The organism is Rhizobacter koreensis (assembly GCF_013366375.1).
Taxonomy (GTDB): Bacteria; Pseudomonadota; Gammaproteobacteria; order Burkholderiales; family Burkholderiaceae_C; genus Schlegelella_A; species Schlegelella_A koreensis.
Genome location: NZ_JABWMJ010000006.1, coordinates 343347 through 361061, shown reverse-complemented (window position 1 = coordinate 361061; position 17715 = coordinate 343347). Strand labels below are relative to the sequence as shown.

11 protein-coding genes and 1 rRNA gene are annotated in these 17715 nt (G+C 71.2%); 8 read left to right on the top strand and 4 right to left on the bottom strand.

Annotated elements, in window-relative coordinates; translation table 11 throughout:
- Both rrf and lpxC read left to right on the top strand, forming a co-directional pair.
- A 5S ribosomal RNA gene (gene rrf, locus HQN59_RS14965) occupies positions 1 to 111 on the top strand; the annotation flags it as partial.
- 548 nt (positions 112 to 659) lie between these two features.
- On the top strand, positions 660 to 1595 hold the full coding sequence (lpxC, locus tag HQN59_RS14960) for a UDP-3-O-acyl-N-acetylglucosamine deacetylase (RefSeq protein WP_176069900.1): 936 nt from the start codon (positions 660 to 662) through the stop codon (positions 1593 to 1595).
- 329 nt (positions 1596 to 1924) lie between these two features.
- On the opposite strand, the gene HQN59_RS14955 is transcribed toward lpxC, so the two are convergent.
- The 4 genes from HQN59_RS14955 to thiD all read right to left on the bottom strand — a co-directional run bounded on the left by HQN59_RS14955 (position 1925) and on the right by thiD (position 6323).
- Positions 1925 to 2524, bottom strand: a complete 600-nt coding sequence (locus HQN59_RS14955) for a YqiA/YcfP family alpha/beta fold hydrolase (RefSeq protein ID WP_176069899.1) — start codon at positions 2522 to 2524, stop codon at positions 1925 to 1927.
- Between the two features lie 17 nt (positions 2525 to 2541).
- The gene (gene mpl / locus HQN59_RS14950) at positions 2542 to 3930 is read right to left on the bottom strand and encodes a UDP-N-acetylmuramate:L-alanyl-gamma-D-glutamyl-meso-diaminopimelate ligase (protein ID WP_176069898.1); all 1389 of its coding nucleotides are present in this window, start codon (positions 3928 to 3930) and stop codon (positions 2542 to 2544) included.
- Positions 3931 to 3990: 60 nt separating this feature from the next.
- Complete coding sequence (gene hemL / locus HQN59_RS14945; RefSeq protein WP_176069897.1) at positions 3991 to 5316, bottom strand: glutamate-1-semialdehyde 2,1-aminomutase; 1326 nt, start codon at positions 5314 to 5316, stop codon at positions 3991 to 3993.
- A 74-nt stretch (positions 5317 to 5390) separates the two neighbouring features.
- Positions 5391 to 6323, bottom strand: a complete 933-nt coding sequence (thiD, locus tag HQN59_RS14940) for a bifunctional hydroxymethylpyrimidine kinase/phosphomethylpyrimidine kinase (protein ID WP_246294920.1) — start codon at positions 6321 to 6323, stop codon at positions 5391 to 5393.
- 179 nt (positions 6324 to 6502) lie between these two features.
- On the opposite strand from thiD, the gene HQN59_RS14935 reads away from it, so the two are divergent.
- The 6 genes from HQN59_RS14935 to HQN59_RS14910 all read left to right on the top strand — a co-directional run bounded on the left by HQN59_RS14935 (position 6503) and on the right by HQN59_RS14910 (position 17661).
- The gene (locus HQN59_RS14935; protein ID WP_217704163.1) at positions 6503 to 6655 is read left to right on the top strand and encodes a rubredoxin; all 153 of its coding nucleotides are present in this window, start codon (positions 6503 to 6505) and stop codon (positions 6653 to 6655) included.
- A gap of 48 nt (positions 6656 to 6703) precedes the next feature.
- The gene (locus HQN59_RS14930) at positions 6704 to 7102 is read left to right on the top strand and encodes a response regulator (RefSeq protein WP_176069896.1); all 399 of its coding nucleotides are present in this window, start codon (positions 6704 to 6706) and stop codon (positions 7100 to 7102) included.
- A 56-nt stretch (positions 7103 to 7158) separates the two neighbouring features.
- On the top strand, positions 7159 to 7524 hold the full coding sequence (locus HQN59_RS14925) for a response regulator (protein WP_176069895.1): 366 nt from the start codon (positions 7159 to 7161) through the stop codon (positions 7522 to 7524).
- Between the two features lie 16 nt (positions 7525 to 7540).
- Positions 7541 to 8059 (top strand): chemotaxis protein CheW, encoded by a 519-nt coding sequence (locus tag HQN59_RS14920; protein WP_176069894.1) that lies wholly within the window; start codon positions 7541 to 7543, stop codon positions 8057 to 8059.
- Positions 8060 to 8078: 19 nt separating this feature from the next.
- Positions 8079 to 10403: a methyl-accepting chemotaxis protein gene (locus tag HQN59_RS14915; RefSeq protein ID WP_176069893.1), complete on the top strand. Its 2325-nt coding sequence runs from the start codon at positions 8079 to 8081 to the stop codon at positions 10401 to 10403.
- Between the two features lie 73 nt (positions 10404 to 10476).
- The gene (locus HQN59_RS14910; protein ID WP_176069892.1) at positions 10477 to 17661 is read left to right on the top strand and encodes a FimL-related protein; all 7185 of its coding nucleotides are present in this window, start codon (positions 10477 to 10479) and stop codon (positions 17659 to 17661) included.
- Positions 17662 to 17715: the final 54 nt, after the last annotated feature.

Here is a 17715-nt window from a genome sequence, read left to right as displayed (position 1 = left end):
TGATGACCATAGCGAGGTGGTCCCACTCCTTCCCATCCCGAACAGGACAGTGAAACGCCTCAGCGCCGATGATAGTGCGGGTTCCCGTGTGAAAGTAGGACATCGTCAGGCTACATTACCCCCCTAGGCCCTCGCCCCTCCACGGACGAGGGCCTTTTTGTTTGCTCGGGCGGAATACTCGAGTTCGCGAGTGGTCGCGCCGCGCAATAATTACTTGCTCGGGAAAGGCCGCCCTGTACCCCAGGCTTGGCGTCACTGCTTCTGAGCGCGTAATCGACCGGGCGTGCCGCGAGCTTTGTGCCTGTTCACACGGCGGCGGGACAGCGTGGCGGTCGGCCTGGTCTGAGCCGGCTCGAGACGACCCGGAGAGTAGGAGCAAACCGCGAGGCAAAGGCCCAGCCGATCGCGAGGGACCTGTGGTTGTTGGGGCGGAGCCGTTGGCGGCGATCCTCCACGACACATGCGATGGACCGACGGTGCCGCTTTTCGCGCGCTGGCCAGTGGCTCGCCGCGCCGGCCCCCACTCGTAGCGGCACCACCGCCTATTTCCGCAAGGCGCGGAAGCTGGAGGCGCCTTCGCTTCCACCCGCACTGGACGCGAAGCCCCTTCCCACCGCAGGTTGGGAGCCCGGATGCGGCTCATCAACCAAAATCCCTGGATGCTCCCCCAGCGCACCCTCAAGTCGATGACCCGCGCGGTCGGCGTCGGCGTGCACGGCGGACAGCGCGTCGAGATGACACTGCGGCCAGCGGCGGCTGACAGCGGCATCGTGTTCCGGCGCGTCGATCTGCCGGTCGCGGTGGAGATCAAGGCGCGCGCGCTGGCGGTTTGCGACACCCGAATGGCGACCGTGCTTTCTGCCAACGGCGAGCCCGACGGCCCGCAGGTGCGCACGGTCGAGCATCTGCTCTCGGCGTGCGCCGGGCTCGGCATCGACAACCTTGGCGTCGACATCACGGCCGAGGAAGTTCCGATCCTCGACGGCTCCTCGGCAGCGTTCGTCTACCTGCTACAGAGCGCAGGAATCGTTCTCCAGTCGGCACCGAAGCGCTTCATGCGGATCACCCGGGCGGTCGAGGTGCGCGAAGGCGAGGGTGCGTCGCTCAAGTGGGCACGCGTCGAGCCATTCGACGGCTATCGGCTTGCCTTCGAGATCGACTTCAATCATCCGGCGGTGAACCAGACCGGGCAGCGCGTCGTGTTCGACATGACCCCGCGAAGCTACAAGGCCGAGATCGCACGTGCGCGCACGTTCGGGTTCACCAAGGATGTCGAGCTGATGCGCGCGCGCGGGCTCGGGCTCGGCGGCAGCCTCGACAACGTGGTCGTGGTCGACGACGTCAAGGTGCTCAACAGCGACGGCCTGCGTTACGGCGACGAGTTCGTGAAGCACAAGATCCTCGACGCCATCGGCGACATGTCGCTCGCCGGCCATCCGCTGCTCTGTGCCTACAGCGCGTTCAAGTCGGGGCACGCGCTCAACAACGCACTGTTGCGCAAGCTGCTCGCCGATCCGGGCGCCTACGAGATCGTCACCTTCGAGAACGCGGCCGACGCGCCGAGCGGATTCGCGGAGTTGGCGCCGGCCTGGTAGCGAGCGACGGCGAAGATCGTCGAGAGGTGGGCGGTATCGCCCGTCGCATCCATGGCGCGAGCATCGAATCGTCGACGTCGCCAAGCTGACCCGGCGTGTCACGGGCCTCGACAATCCCAACACTGCTGTTCGGCGCGGCACCGACAGCAGCGCATCCATGGCGCAGGATGGCGCACCGTCGCGTCAATACAACCCCCGCAGCGTCCGTCAGCGCGAGACACCCGCAGCGTCCGTCGCGGCACGACCTCCCGCGCTTCGTCAGCTTCCCGGTCGCTGCCGCCGTACGCCATCATCATCGGCACTGCTCGCTGAACGCCCCGGCAGCCCTCTCACCCCCGCGGCACCTCTAGCCCAAGAAAGCCGATCACCTCCGGCAGGTGCTCCTCGAACTCGCTGATCGCGTGGTCGCTGCCCTCGAGCAGCTTGACCTGGCAGCCGGCGTAGCGCGCAGCCATCTCCTCCCACGACAGCACCTCGTCACCCTTCGCGATGATTGCCAAGTAGCGCTCGAGCCGCGTCAACGCTCGCGGATGAATCGTGCGCAGCTCGTCGACGTACTCGGGCCGGAACTCGAACGGCTGCTCGCTGTGCCATGCCTCGGTCACGCCGACATGGGCCTCGAGGTCGCGCGCCGGCTCGATCGCCGGGTTCAGCAGCACCGCACGGCAGCCGGTGCGCTCGGCATACGCGGTCGCGTAGAAGCCGCCGAGCGAACTGCCGATGACGGCGCTGCGCTCTGCCGGCCAGTCCCCCGTACCGTCGACGATCAGCGCCATCGCGTCGGCGGGCGACGCCGGCAGCTGGGGGCACCACCAGACGACGTCGGGCCGGTTCTCGGCGAACCACGCGGCCATGCGGCGCGCCTTGGTCGACTGCGGCGACGACTTGAAGCCGTGCAGGTAGAGAACGTGGCTGACCGGAGGTTGCATCGCGGTCGCTCCTGGCTTCATGCGGCGCGCGCGGCGAGCCGCTCGAGCAGCCGCGCGTGGATGCCGCCGAAGCCGCCGTTGCTCATGCAGAGGATGTGGTCGCCGGGACGTGCCGCGGCCGCCACGCGAGTGACGAGGTCGTCGATCGACGAGCCGACCGCCGCGCGGGCGCCCATCGGCGCGAGCGCCTCGACCGCGCTCCAGTCGAGGCCGCCGGCGTGGCAGAACGCGAGGTCGGCCTCTTCGAGCGCCCATGGCAGCTGCGCCTTCATGCTGCCGAGCTTCATCGTGTTCGAGCGCGGCTCGAACACCGCGACGATGCGTTCGGCGCCGACCTTGCGGCGCAGGCCGTCGATGGTCGTGCGGATCGCCGTCGGGTGGTGTGCGAAGTCGTCGTAGACCTTGACGCCGTTCACCTGGCCGCGCAGCTCGAGGCGACGCTTCACGTTGCCGAAGCTCCCCAGCGCCTTCGCGGCGACAGCCGGCTCGACGCCGACGTGGTCGGCCGCGGCGATCGCTGCGAGCGCGTTGAGCTGGTTGTGCTCGCCGAGCAGCGCCCACTCGATGCGCGCGACCTTGAGCGCGCCGCGCAGCACGTCGAACGCGTGCGGCTCGCCCCGCGCACGCAGCGCGCCGGGCTCCTCGCGCCGCGCGCCGAAGCGCAGCACCTCGCTCCAGCAGCCCATCTCGAGCACGCGCTGCAGGCTCGCGTCGCGCGCGTTCACCACGACGCGACCGCGCGCGGGGACGGTGCGCACGAGGTGGTGGAACTGGCGTTCGATCGCGGCGACGTCGTCGAAGATGTCGGCGTGGTCCAACTCGAGGTTGTTCAGCACTGCGGTGCGCGGCCGGTAGTGCACGAACTTGCTGCGCTTGTCGAAGAACGCGGTGTCGTATTCGTCGGCCTCGATCACGAACGGCGCACCGGCGGCAGGCGTCGATGTCGTGCCGACTCCACCGAGCCGCGCCGAGACGTCGAAGTTGAACGGCACGCCGCCGATCAGGAAGCCCGGCGCAAGCCCGGCCTGCTCGAGGATCCAGGCCAGCATGGCCGTGGTCGTGGTCTTGCCGTGGGTCCCGGCAACCGCGAGCACGTGGCGCCCCCGCAGCACGTGGTCGGCGAGCCACTGCGGGCCGCTGACGTACGGCGCGCCCGCGTCGAGGATGGCCTCCATCAGCGGGTTGCCGCGCTTGACCACGTTGCCGATCACGAACTGGTCCGGCTTGATCGCGAGCTGGCCGGCGTCGAACCCTTCGGTCAGCTCGATCCCGAGACTCTGCAGCTGGTCGCTCATCGGCGGGTAGACGTTGGCGTCGCAGCCGGTCACCGTGTGACCGCTCTCGCGCGCGAGCGCGGCGAGGCCGCCCATGAACGTCCCGCAGATGCCCAGGATATGGATGTGCATCGATCGATTCTAGAAAGGGCGACGCCGACGGGGGCCGCCGCGCGGGTGCAGCGACGTGCCTTAGTCGCCGAGCAGCGCGAAGCTCTCGCGGGCCGCCGCGAGGGTCGCCTCGATCTCGGCGTCGCCGTGGGCAGCACTCACGAAGCCAGCCTCGTAAAGCGCGGGCGCGAGGTAGACGCCGCGCTCGAGCATGGCGTGGAAGAAGCGGTTGAAGCGCGCCGCGTCGGTCGCGATCACCTGACCGTAGTTCTGCGGCAGCTCGGAGGTGAGGAAGAAGCCGAACAGGCCACCCTCGCTGTCGCCGGAGAGCGCGACGCCGGCGTCCTGCGCGGCGGCGCGAAGGCCGTCGACGAGCTGACGCGTACGCGCCGCGAGGCTGTCGAAGAAGCCAGGCCGCGCGATCTCGCGCAGCGTGGCCAAGCCGCAGGCGGTCGCGATGGGGTTACCCGACAGCGTGCCGGCCTGATAGACCGGCCCCAGCGGCGCGAGCCGCTCCATGATCCCGCGCCGCGCGCCGAAAGCCGCGAGCGGCATGCCGCCGCCGATCACCTTGCCGAACACGCTGATGTCGGGAACGAAGCCGGGGACCGCCTTTTCGTAGACGCTCTGTGCACCGCCGAGTGCGACCCGGAAGCCAGTCATCACCTCGTCGAAGATCAGCAGCGCGCCGTGCGTGTTGCAGAGCTCGCGCAGTCGCTTCATGAACGGCAGCGAGGCGCGCACGAAGTTCATGTTGCCGGCGATCGGCTCGACCATCACGCCGGCGATCGCGTCGCCATGCAGCGCGAACGCCTCCTCGAGCTGCTCGACGTTGTTGTATTCGAGGACCAGCGTGTGCTGCACCGTCTCGGCCGGCACGCCGGCGCTGGTCGGGTTGCCGAACGTGGCCAGCCCCGAGCCCGCCTTGACCAGCAGCGCGTCGGCGTGGCCGTGGTAGCAGCCCTCGAACTTGACGATGCCGTTGCGTCCGGTCGCGCCGCGCGCCAAGCGGATCGCGCTCATCGCCGCCTCGGTACCCGAGCTCACCAGCCGCAGCTGGTCGATGCTCGGCACCTGCGCGAGCACCGCCTCGACGAGCTCGGTCTCGCGCGCCGTCGGCGCCCCGAAGGAGAGGCCGTCGCCGAGCGCCTCGCGCACCGCCTCGAGCACGGCCGGGTGGCCGTGGCCGAGGATCATCGGGCCCCACGAGCCGATGTAGTCGACGTAGCGCTTGCCCTCGACGTCGATCAGCCACGCCCCTTCGGCGCGAGCGATGAAGCGCGGCGTGCCGCCGACCGCGCGGAACGCGCGAACCGGCGAGTTCACGCCGCCGGGGATCACGCGCTGGGCGCTGGCGAACAGCTGGTCGTTGAGGGAGCCGCTCGCGGCGACGTGGGGATCAGGCATGGCGGGTCTCGCGGTGCGGGCGGCCGGCGGACCATCGCGTGCGGGCGAGCGCACGCGGCCGCGGCGGCGCTGCGTCAGTGGACGTGGCGCGGGTTCTTCGGCGCGTCGGCGGCGGCTTCCTCGGCGGCCGGCGCCTCGTCGTCCTCGCTTTCCTCGGGCGGCAGCGCCCAGAAGAAGCGGTCGGGAATGACGTTGCCCATGCCCGGTCGGAAGCCCGCATCGAGCGCCTGGTCGAGAAAGGCGAGCGCCTCGCCGACCGCCGCATGCAACTCGACGCCGGTCGCGAGCAGCGCGGCGAGCGACGCCGACAGCGTCTCGCCGGCGCCGACGAAGCTCGCCTCAAAGCGCTCGAACTTCTCGCCGGTGATCGGGCCCTGCGACGACGCGAGCACGTTGTCGAGGTACTGATCGGGCAGCGGAATGCTGGTGACGAGCACGAACCGAGTGCCCTGCTCGTTGGCGGCGACCGCGAGCTCGCGCGACGACGGCGGGCGCTCGCCCTCCCAGTCGGGCAGCAGGAAGTCGGTGAGCGTCTGGTGGCTGCCGACCAGCACTTCGGTCTGCGGCAGCACGAGCTCGCGGAACGCATCGAGGTAGGCCTGCTGCTCGTCCTCCTCGACCCACGAGAGGTTCGGCAGGTAGGCGACGAGCGGCACGTCGGGGTAGTCCGACAGGATCTCGGCGACCGCCGACACGCCCTCGGTCGAGCCGAGGAAGCCCACCTTCCAGGCGGCGATGGTCACGTCCTCGAGGACGCTGCGCGCCTGCTCGACCACCACGTCGGCGTCGATCGGGTGGTGGTCGAACACCTCGGCGGTGTCCCGCATCACGATGCTGGTGACGATGGGCAGCGCGTGCGCGCCCATCGCCGCGATCGTCGCCACGTCGCCGGCGACGCCGCCGGCGCCGCTCGGGTCGCTCGCGTTGAAGCTCATCACGCAGGCCGGCGCAGGCTGCTCCGGCAGCGTCTGGGTGTCGGCTTCGGAAGCCGTCGAGGGAGCGGTCATGGGGGCGCGGGGAGGCTGCGGGGCAGGCACCTCAGGGGCTCGGTCGAACCTCTAGGCGAACGTGAAGAATGTTGCGTATGTGCCTACGGCCGTTTGGCTTTCTCGAAGAGGCCGTGCATACAATCTGGCTGCATTGTAGTGAAGGCAACGACGTGAACGTGAGCGAGCCAAAGACCTGGATGTGCCTGATCTGCGGCTGGATCTATGACGAGGCAACCGGCGATCCCGAGCATGACATCGCGCCCGGCACCCGCTGGGCCGACGTGCCGATGAATTGGACCTGTCCCGAGTGCGGCGCCCGTAAAGAAGACTTCGAAATGGTCGAAATCTGAGGCGACGCTTTTGTTGCGCGCTGCGCACCGTCGCCGAGGAGAACGTTCGTGAGCAATCCGGCCCCTGCCGAATCCGCTGGTCTGAAGGTGCTGGTCATCGATGACAGCAACACGATCCGGCGCAGTGCCGAGATCTTCCTGAAGCAGGGCGGTCACGAGGTCCTGCTCGCCGAGGACGGCTTCGATGCCCTCTCGAAGGTCAACGACCACGACCCCGACCTGATCTTCTGCGACATCCTGATGCCGCGTCTCGACGGCTATCAGACCTGCGCGATCATCAAGCGCAACCAGAAATTCGCCACTGTGCCGGTGATCATGCTGTCCTCGAAGGACGGGCTGTTCGACAAGGCGCGCGGTCGCATGGTCGGCTCCGAGGACTACCTCACCAAGCCGTTCACGAAAGACCAGCTGCTGCAGGCCGTGCAGCAACACCGGCGCAGCGCCTGAGCGCTGCCTGCGCCGTCGCGGCCTGCCGGGCCGCCGCTCCCCATCGAGGAACATTCATGCCGATTCAGAAGATTCTGGTGGTCGACGATTCGAAGACCGAGCTGCACCACCTGTCCGAGCTGCTCGGCAAGCGCGGCTTCAGCGTGCGCGTCGCCGAGAACGGCGAAGAGGCGATGAAGCGCCTGGGCGAGGAAACGCCCGACCTGATCCTGATGGACGTCGTGATGCCGGGGCAGAACGGCTTCCAGCTGACCCGCTCGATCACCCGCGACCCGCGCTATGCCGGCGTGCCGGTGATCATGTGCACGAGCAAGAACCAGGAGACCGACAAGGTCTGGGGCATGCGGCAGGGGGCGCGCGACTACATCGTCAAGCCCGTCGACGCGGCCGACCTCTTGGCCAAGATCCGCGCGTTCGACTGAGCCGCACGGGACTGCGATGGCCAACAAGCAAGCGCTGCGCGACCTGCAGAGCCGGCTCGCCGAGCGGCTGCAGACCGTCAAGACCGAGACCCGCGGCAGCAAGTCGTGGCTCGCGGTCGAGGCGGGTGGCGCCGGCTTCCTGTTCCCGCTGCGCGATGCCGGCGAGATCTTCCCGCTCGCTCCGGTGCTGCCGGTGCCGCACAGCCAGCGCTGGTTCCTGGGCGTCGCCAACCTGCGCGGCCACCTGCAAGGCGTGGTCGAGCTCGCGGGCTTTCTGGGCCTGCCGGCCGACGACGCGCGCGACCAGGCGCGGCTCGTCGGCTTCAACCCCGCACTCGACATCAACTGCGTGCTGATGGTCGACCGCCTCGCCGGGCTGCGCGGGGAGGACGAACTGACGAGCCACGACGCGCCAGGCGGCGCACGCCCGGCGTTCGCCGGCCCCGGCTACCGCGATGGCAACGGCCGGGTGTGGCAGGAGCTGAGTCTTGCCGAACTGGCGCGCGACGAATCGTTCCTGCGCATCGTGAATTGAGAACCTGAAGAGGTCGCTGATGAGCTTCAAGGACAAGATCAAGGGTTGGAACACGCGCGGCCCCGCCGGCGAGTCCGACACGATCGCGGCGGCGTCGGTCGACCCGTACGCGAGCGGCGTGGCCGACGAGGTCGAGACGGTCGAGCGGCCGGACGCCGGCGCGGCCCATGTCGGCCTGCCGGCGTTCGATCACGGCACGTCGATCATCTCGCCGGCGGCGTCGTCGGCCGGCGCGACGGACTTCGCCGACGTCTCCGACGCCGCCGAGCCGGCGCCGGCGGAGGCCGCCAGGCCGCTGCCGGTGATCGGCAAGCGCCCCATCGCCGAGCAGCAACGGATCCTGCTCGGCATGATCGCGCTCGGCGTGATCGGCGCGATCGTGCTCGCGATCCTCGCCTTCGCGACCGCCAGTCGCGGCTCGGCGCAGGTCGCGGCGACCGGCCAGGCGTTGATGCAGTCGCAGCGCCTCGCCAAGTCGGTGTCGCAGGCGCTGATCGGCAACCCCGCGGCATTCCCCGAGCTCAAGGACAGCGTCGACGTGCTCGCGACCAACGTGCGGGGCCTCAAGAGCGGCGACGCCAACATCGCCGCGGTGCCGTCGGGCGTGCAGGAGTCGCTCAACAGCGTGGTGCCGCTGGTCGACCAGAGCGAGAAGGCGGCGCGCGTCGTGCTCGCGCAGCAGAAGGCGCTGACCGACGTCAGCCAGGCGCTGCGCAGCATCAACCGGCAGTCGCAGGAGCTGCTCGAGGCGACCGAGTCGATCGTCGCCCTCAAGCTGCAGCGCGACGCCGGCTCCAGCGAGGTGGCCGTGCTCGGCCAGCTGCAGATGCTGACCCAGCGCATCGGCAAGTCGGCCAACGAGTTTCTCACCGGCGAGGGCGTCAACCCGGAGGCCGTGTTCCTGCTCGGCAAGGACCTCAACGCGTTCAACGAGATCACGAAGGGCCTGCTCGAGGGCAACCCCGGCATCGGCCTCGCGCCGACGCGCGACCCGCAGATCCGCGAGCGCCTGGTGGCTCTCTCGCGCCTCTACCAGGAGACGCGCACCCGCGGTGGCGTCATTCTCGACAACCTGCCGGCGCTGAACGCCGCCCGCGAAGCACAGAACACCATCATCCGAGACAGCGAGCCGCTGCGCCGCGGCCTGCAGACGGTGCAGGACCGGCTCGGCTCCGAAGCCGGCGTGGGCACGCTGACGCCGCTGCTGCTGGTGCTGTCGGTCGCGCTGGTCGCGCTCGGCGGCGCCGGGTTCCTGCGCCTCTTCGTGACCGAGCAGCGCCACCGCGCCACGCTCGCGCAGAACCGTCGCCTCGAGGCCGAGAACCAGGAGCAGGAAGCCAAGCGCGTCAACGACGCCAACCAGGCCGCGATTCTTCGCCTGATGAACGAGCTGCAGGGCGTCGCCGAGGGCGACCTCACGCAGCAGGCCACCGTGACCGAAGACATCACCGGCGCGATCGCCGATTCGGTGAACTACACCGTCGAGGAGCTGCGCACCCTGGTGGCGCAGGTGCAGGGCACGGTGAGCCGGGTGACCGCGACCACCGAGCAGGTCGAGGCCAACTCGACCGAGCTGCTCGCCACCTCGTCCGAGCAGCTGCGCGAGATCCGCGACACCGGTGAATCGGTGCTGCAGATGGCGCATCGCATCAACGACGTGTCGGCGCAGGCGCAGGAAAGCGCCAAGGTCGCCCGGCAGTCGCTCGAGGTCGCGAACTCGGGCCTGCGCGCGGTGCAGAACACGATCGGCGGCATGAACTCGATCCGCGACCAGATCCAGGAAACCTCCAAGCGCATCAAGCGCCTGGGCGAGTCGTCGCAGGAGATCGGCGAGATCACCGAGCTGATCTCCGACATCACCGAGCAGACCAACGTGCTCGCGCTCAACGCGGCGATCCAGGCGGCGTCGGCCGGCGAAGCGGGCCGCGGCTTCTCGGTGGTCGCCGAGGAAGTGCAGCGCCTGGCGGAACGCTCGGGCGATGCGACGCGGCAGATCGCGGCGCTCGTCAAGACGATCCAGACCGACACCCAGGACGCGGTGGGCGCGATGGAGCGCTCGACGCAGGGCGTGGTCGAAGGGACGCGCCTGTCGGACGCAGCCGGCTCGGCGCTCGCCGACATCGACCGCGTGTCGCGGCGCCTGGCTGACCTGATCGAGCAGATCTCGAGGCGCGCCCTGGCCGAAGCCGAGGAAGCCAACGTCGTCGCGTCGAACATCCAGCACATCTTCGCGGTGACCGAGCAGACCGGTGAGGGCACGCGCTCGACCGCGCAGATGGTGCGCGAGCTGTCGCGTACCGCCGAGGAGCTCGCGCAGTCGGTCGCCCGCTTCAAGATCGCCTGAGCCCGATGACCTTTCGCAGCGCCGACCGGCGCGCCCACGGACGGCGCGCCCACCCTTGAACACCGAGGTCACGATGGACAGCAGCCGCGACGACGCATTCGAACTCGAGGCACCCGCGGCGGCGTCGACCCACGACGACCTCAGCGCGGTCGCCTGGGTTCATGAGGAACTGCGCAAATCGCTCGACGGCGCGCACAAGGCACTGCGCCGGTTCCTCAAGGACAACGACACCGTCAGCGGCTCGGACATCGGCTCGGTCGAGCCCGGCATCCTGCGCACGGCGCGCGCGCAACTGCACCAGGGCGTCGGCGCGCTCGAGCTGGTCGGCCTGCCCGGCCCGGCCACGGTGCTGCGCGCGAGCGAGGCGGCGGTCCAGCGCAGCATCGCGCGCCCGCGCACGCTGAGCGCCGAACTCGTCGGCGACATCGAGCGCTCGTCGTTCGCGCTGCTCGACTTCCTGTCGCGCCTGCTCGCCGGCAAGCCGGTCTCGCCGCTTTCGCTGTTCCCGCAGTACCGCGCGGTGCAGGAGGCGATCGGCGCCGAGCGCGTCCATCCGGCCGACCTCTGGGCCGCCGACTGGCGCTGGCGCGACCTGCCGGACGACGACACGGCCCAGCCGCGCGCGGCGGATGCCGCCACCCGCGCCGAGCTCGAGGCCCAGCTGCTCGGGCTGATGCGCGGCGCCGCGCCGACCGAAGCGGCCACGCGCATGAGCGAGCTCTGCGCCGGCCTCGGCGTCACCGCCGCCGACCCGCAGGTGCGCACCTTCTGGAGCCTTGCCGCCGCGATGTTCGAGGCGCAGGGCGTGGGGCTGCTCGGCTTCGACGTCTTCAGCAAGCGCGTCGCCTCGCGCCTGCTCGCCCAGTTCCGCATCCTGCAGCGCGGCGACACCGACGTGTCGGAGCGCCTCGCGCGCGACCTGCTGTTCTTCTGCGCGCAGAGCGCCGCGCCGACGCCGGCGCAGCCGGCGCCGCGCCTCGCCCGCGTGCGCGACGTCTATGCGCTGCCCGACCCCGAACCGGTCGACTACCTGGCGAGCGGCCTTGGCCGCTTCGACCCGGCGACCATCACCCACGCGAGAAAGCGCCTCGCTGCCGCGAAGGAGGCGTGGTCGGCCGTCGCCAACGGCGAGACGCACCGCCTCGCCGGCCTGGCGGAGCCGTTCTCGCTGGTCGGCGATTCGCTGCGGCGCCTGTTCCCGTTCGGCGACGCGTTCGCCGGCGAGCTGCTGAACGCGGTCGCGCAGACCCAGCGGACCGACGGGGGGCCGCCCGCCGAGCTCGCGATGGAAGTCGCGACCAGCCTGCTTTACGTCGAGGCCGCGCTCGAGGACGGCGACTTCGACAACCCGGCGCACGCCGAGCGCGTGCAGCGCCTGGCCGAGCGCCTGGGCGCGGTGCGCCGCGACATGCCCTCGGAGCCGCTCGAGCCCTGGATGGAGGAGCTCTACCGCCGCGTCTCCGATCGCCAGACGATGGGCAGCGTGGTGCAGGAGCTGCGAGCCTCGCTCGGCGAGGTCGAGGCCTCGATCGACCGCTTCTTCCGTGATCCGTCCGACCCGGCGCCGCTCGCGCCGGTGCCGGCGCAGCTCTCCTCGATGCGCGGCGTGCTGTCGGTGCTCGGCATGGACCCGGCATCGAGTGCGCTGCTGCGCATGCGCGACGAGGTCGACGGCCTCGCCTCGACGCAGGTCGACCCGGAGCGCGTGCGCGCGGCCGGCGTGTTCGACCGCATCGCCGGCAACCTCAGCGCGCTCGGCTTCATGATCGACATGCTGAGCGTGCAGCCGCAGATGGCCAAGTCGCTGTTCGCGTTCGATGCCGAGTCCGGCATGCTCGCGCCGGTGATGGGCCGCAGCGCCGCCGCTCGGCCGACGCGACCGGCCGCCGCGCCGACCGGCCCGCGGCTCATCGAGCAGGCCCAGCAGATCGCGTCGATCTCTGCGCGCGACGACGTCGCCCTGCAGGATCTCTCGCTCGACCTCGAGCGCCTCTCGCACGAGGCGCAGGCCGCCGACGAGCGCGGCCTCGCGGCGGCCGTGTCGAAGGCCCAGCAGGCGTTGCACCGCGCCGGTGACGATGGCGAGGCCGCACGCGAAGAGCTCTCGGGCGCGCTCGGCGACTTCCTGGCCCACGCGAGCGCGCTCGACACGCAAGGCCCGCTCGGCGGGCCCGTCGCGCTGCCGCCGACGGCGCCGCCGCGTGCCGTCGAGAGCGTCGAGGACGACGTCGAGATGCGCGAGATCTTCCTCGAGGAAGCGCGCGAGGTCATCGGCGATGCGCAGACGGCGTGCGGCGAACTCGGCCACGCGCCGGACAACATCGCCCTCGTCACCACCGTGCGGCGCGCCTTCCACACGCTCAAGGGCAGCGCGCGCATGGTCGGCCTCGTGGACTTCGGCGAAGCCGCCTGGGCCGGCGAGCAGATCTACAACGCGCACCTCGCCGAGCAGGGCGCCGCCGCGCCGGCGCTGATCGAGTTCACGCGCTGGAGCCTCGGCTACCTCGCGGGCTGGGTCGACGAGATCGCCGCCGGCAGCGTGAGCGCGCACGATGCCGCGACCGTCAAGGCCGCCGCCGAACGACTGGCGGGTGCCGGCGAGGCGCCGTCGGCGCTGCCGGTTGCCGCGACGCCTTCGGCGTCCGAGCTGGCCGCCGAAGGCGACTGGACGCTCGAGAACTTCGATTTCGACGCGCCGATGGAAACGGTCGAGGCGGCCGCCGAGCCCGCCGATGCGGAGCCGACCGCACCGGCCGATCCGCTGTTCGCGCCGTTCGAGCTCGCCGACGCCGCGCCGGCCGCGCCCGAACTGCCCGCGTCGGACGCCCCGGCGCCGCGCGCCCCGGCACCGGTCGAAGTCGCCTCGCGCGGCGCACGGCCCTCGCTGCTGCTGCCGCCGGATCTGCCGAGCGCCGCCGACCTCGAGCTCGGCACGCCGCCGGCGGCGCCGGGGGGCGGCCGCGTGACGCTGCCCGAACCGCTGCCGGAAGTGGTCGAGATCGGCGAGAACGTCGAGTTCGAGCTCGATCTCGCCGGCCTCGAAGCCACGCCGGCCGGGCCGGCCACGCCGGTCGCGCGCACCGAGTTCATCGACGTGCCGGCGCTCTACAGCCCGTTCGAAGACACGCCCGTGCCGCCGCTCGAGCGCACCCTCGTCAACCCGCGCTTCGCGGATTCGTCATCGGTCGACCTCGACCTCGGCGAGTTCGGCGTGCCGCCGCTCGTCGAGCCGCTGACGCCGAGCGGTTCCGGCGACGCGCTGCCGACCCAGAGCGGCCTGCTGCTCGACCTTGGCAGCGGCGAAGCGAAGCCGGCGTCGACGGTCGACCTGCCGACCGCGTTCGACGACGCCGCCGCCCAACACGTCGATCTGTCGATCGGCGCCGACACCGCGCCGGCCGACGACGCGGTCAGGACGGTGGGCCCGCTGCGCATCGGCATCCCGCTCTTCAACATCTACCTGAACGAGGCCGACGAGCTGTCGCGTCGCCTCTCGACCGAACTGGCCGAGTGGGCGCACGAGGTCGATCGGCCGGTCGGCGAAACCGCGATCGCGTTCGCCCACTCGCTCGCCGGTAGCTCGGCGACGGTCGGCTTCGCCGATCTGTCGCAGCTCGCGCGCACGCTCGAGCACAGCCTCGCCCGTTCGCAGGCGATCGGTCACGGCGACGAGGTCGAGGCGCAGCTCTTCAACGACACCGCCGACGAGATTCGCGGGCTGCTGCACCAGTTCGCCGCCGGCTTCCTGAAGGCGCCGAGCCCTGAGCTGCTGGTGCGCCTGGCCGCGCACGAGCGCGATTCGGCGCTCGCGCTCGAAGCGAAGGCCGCGGCGTCGGAGCTGGAAGGCTTCGACACGCGCGCGGGCGTCGACGCCGCGATCGCGGCCGAGGACTCGTTCCTGATCTCGCTCGACCTGCCCGGGGAAGGCACGACCGATCCGGCGCACGTCGACGACGTGCGCGCGGCCGCTGCGGCTGCAACGAACGAAGCGCCGCCGGCCGCCGCGGCGGCGGATGACGAGCTGCGCGCTGCGACCGACATCGATGCGGCCGCGAGCGACGCGCGCACCGGCGCCGACGCGCTACAGATCGAGGCGACGCCGGCCGCGGCGGACCTGCACGACGACGCACCGGCCGGCAGCGACGCCGCGCCGATGGTCGACGCTGACGCCGACGCGCTCGAATTCGAGCTGTCGGGCCTTTCCACGCTGGAAAACGGGATGCCGGTCACCGAGCCGGCCGCGGTCGATGCCGCGGGCGAGCCGGCCGGAGCCGACCTGCCGGAAGCGGTCGACGGCTTTGCCGACCTGCCCGCCGAGGCTTTCGCCGCGCTCTTTGCCGGAGCACCGGTGGCCGATGCCGTGCAGCACGGCGCGCCGCGGACGAGCGGCGCGGTCGCCGACGCGAGCGCCGAGCGGCCGTCCGCCGATCACCCGGCCGAGCAGCCGACGATGGATCGTGCGGACGAACCTTCGTCGATCGATCTCGCCGACGGGCAGCTCGCGAGGGCCGCGACCGACGCGGCGCCGACCATGGCCTCGGGCGACGCGCAGCTCGAGGGCGCCGCTGAAGCGCGCGCCGACACCGCCAGTGCGCCGGTCGCCGATGCCGTGGCCGGCTCGTCCGATGAAACCGCCGCCCCGGCCGACGCGACGGCCGCACCCGTCGAGACCGCCACCGCGACCCCCGACGAAGCCACCGTCGACGCCGCCTTCGACCGCCTCGGCATGACCGAGCTGAAGCCGCTCGGCGCGCTGCCGGTCGAGCCTCAGCATGCCCCGCTCGAGCACTGGAGCGCGGCCGACGACGACGACGAGATCGACGCCGTCGACGCGGTGGACGACGAGCTGTTCGAGATCTTCGAGGAAGAGGCGATCGAGCTGCTGCCGCAGCTGGCCGCGCATCTGCGCGAGTGGGCCGACGAGCCCGCCGTCGGCGCTCACCCTGCCGCGTGCATGCGCACGCTGCACACGCTCAAGGGCAGCGCGCGCCTTGCGGGCGCCATGCGCATCGGCGAGATGGCGCACCGGCTCGAATCGGGGGTCGAACGCATCGCCGCGAGCGGCAAGGCCGACGCCGCGGCGATCGAGCCGCTGCAGGCCAGGAGCGACGCCATGTCGGCGGCGTTCGAGGCACTGCGCCAGGGCGGCGCGGTGCCGGTCGAGCCCGCCGAGACGCCGCGCAGTGCGGCCTTCGATGTCGAAGTGCCGGCGGCGAGCGAGCCGGCGCGCGCGGCGGCGGCGCCCCGCGCCGAAGCAGCCGCCGCCGGGCCGCTCGAGCCGCGCGCAGCCGCCCCGTACACCGGCGACGTGCAGCCCCTGCCCGCGATCGACTGGGCGCGCTTCCTCGACGTGGTGCCGGCCGAGAAGGTCGACGAGCGCCAGTCGGCGGCCTCGCAGTCGGCCGTGCGCGTGCGCGGGCCGCTGCTCGATCGGCTGGTCAACCAGGCCGGCGAGGTGAGCATCACGCGTTCGCGCATCGAGGCGGGCGTCGGCCAGATCAAGAGCTCGCTCGCCGACCTCGCCGAGAACCTCGAGCGCCTGCGCGGTCAGCTGCGCGACATCGAGCTGCAGGGCGAGCTGCAGATGACGTCGCGGATGGAAGCGGCCAAGGCCGCATCCCAGGAGTTCGACGCGCTCGAGTTCGACCGCTTCACGCGCTTTCAGGAGCTGACGCGGATGATGGCGGAGTCGGTCAACGACGTCGCCACGGTCCAGCGCACCCTGCAGCGCGGCCTCGAGAACACCGAGGACGAGCTGGTCGCGCAGGCGCGTCTCACGCGCGGGCTGCAGGACGACCTGCTGCGCACGCGAATGATCGAGTTCGAGGGCCTCTCGGACCGCCTCTATCGCGTGGTGCGCGTCACCGCCAAGGAAACCGGCAAGCAGGTCCGCCTCGACATCGTCGGCGGCTCGATCGAAGTCGACCGTGGCGTTCTCGACCGCATGGTCGGCGCCTTCGAGCACCTGCTGCGCAATTGCGTGACGCACGGCATCGAGACGCCGGCCGAGCGCAGCGCCGCCGGCAAGGACCCGACCGGCAGCATCGTGGTGGCGCTCTCCCACGAGGGCAACGAAGTCGGCGTCGAGTTCCGCGACGATGGCGCCGGGCTCGACCTCGAACGCATCCGCGCCAAGGCGGTCGCGATGGGACTGATCGGCGCGGCGAGCGAGCTCGACGACGCCGCGCTCGCCAACCTGATCTTCACGCCGGGCTTCTCGACGGCGTCGACCGTGACCGAGCTCGCGGGGCGCGGCGTCGGCATGGACGTCGTGCGCTCCGACGTGATCGCGATGGGGGGCCGCATCGAGACCGCGACCGAGCGCGGTCAGGGCACGTCGTTCAAGCTGATCCTGCCGCTCACGACCGCGGTCACGCAGGTGGTGATGCTGCGCTGCGGGTCGAGCCGCATCGCCGTGCCGTCGACGCTGGTCGAGATCGTGCGGCGCGCCGACGACGACGTGCTCGAGGCCTCGTATGCGAGCGGCGCCTTCGTCTACGAGGAGCGCGCGCTGCCGTTCTTCTGGCTCGGCGCGCTGCTGCAGATCAGCCCGCGTCCGGCTGAGCTCGGCGGGCGCACGAAGCCGATCGTGATCATCCGCAGCGCCCAGCAGCGCATCGCGGTGCACGTCGACGACGTGCTCGGCAACCAGGAAGTGGTGGTCAAGAACCTCGGCCCGCAGCTGTCGCGGCTGCCGGGTCTCGCCGGGGTGACGCTGCTCGCCTCGGGCGAGGCGGCGCTGATCTACAACCCGGTCGCCCTGGCGACGCTTTACGGCGATTCCGCCCGCGCCGCCTCGCGCATCGCCAGCGGCGCGCTGCCGCAGCATCCGGCGGCGCTGCTGCGCGCCGACGACGTGCGGCCGGCTGCCCCGCTGGTACTGGTGGTCGACGACTCGCTCACCGTGCGCCGCGTGACGCAGCGCCTGCTCGTGCGCGAGGGCTACCGCGTGGTGCTCGCCAAGGATGGACTCGACGCGCTCGAGCGTCTTGCCGAGGAAACGCCGGCGGTGGTGCTCTCGGACATCGAGATGCCGCGCATGGACGGTTTCGATCTGGTGCGCAACATCCGCTCGGACGCACGCTGGCCCGACCTGCCGATCGTGATGATCACCTCGCGCATCGCGCAGAAGCACCGCGACCACGCGGCCGAACTCGGCGTCGATCACTACCTCGGCAAGCCCTACTCGGAGGACGAGCTGCTCGCGCTGGTCGGGCGCTACGCCGGGAAGGCGCGCGCCGAACGCGCGCTCGCTTGAGGGATCGGGCACCGAGCGCCGGGCGCTTCGTGCGTCCGGCGCTCGTCTGCTGCA

What these genes read in the sequence shown, in the direction of transcription:
- HQN59_RS14920 (WP_176069894.1), top strand. Translation starts at nt 7,541, where the DNA reads ATGGCCAACAAGCAAGCGCTGCGCGACCTGCAGAGCCGGCTCGCCGAG.
- hemL (WP_176069897.1), bottom strand. Translation starts at nt 5,316, where the DNA reads ATGCCTGATCCCCACGTCGCCGCGAGCGGCTCCCTCAACGACCAGCTG.
- HQN59_RS14925 (WP_176069895.1), top strand. Translation starts at nt 7,159, where the DNA reads ATGCCGATTCAGAAGATTCTGGTGGTCGACGATTCGAAGACCGAGCTG.
- thiD (WP_246294920.1), bottom strand. Translation starts at nt 6,323, where the DNA reads ATGACCGCTCCCTCGACGGCTTCCGAAGCCGACACCCAGACGCTGCCG.
- HQN59_RS14955 (WP_176069899.1), bottom strand. Translation starts at nt 2,524, where the DNA reads ATGCAACCTCCGGTCAGCCACGTTCTCTACCTGCACGGCTTCAAGTCG.
- HQN59_RS14910 (WP_176069892.1), top strand. Translation starts at nt 10,477, where the DNA reads ATGGACAGCAGCCGCGACGACGCATTCGAACTCGAGGCACCCGCGGCG.
- HQN59_RS14935 (WP_217704163.1), top strand. Translation starts at nt 6,503, where the DNA reads ATGTGCCTGATCTGCGGCTGGATCTATGACGAGGCAACCGGCGATCCC.
- lpxC (WP_176069900.1), top strand. Translation starts at nt 660, where the DNA reads ATGCTCCCCCAGCGCACCCTCAAGTCGATGACCCGCGCGGTCGGCGTC.
- mpl (WP_176069898.1), bottom strand. Translation starts at nt 3,930, where the DNA reads ATGCACATCCATATCCTGGGCATCTGCGGGACGTTCATGGGCGGCCTC.
- HQN59_RS14915 (WP_176069893.1), top strand. Translation starts at nt 8,079, where the DNA reads ATGAGCTTCAAGGACAAGATCAAGGGTTGGAACACGCGCGGCCCCGCC.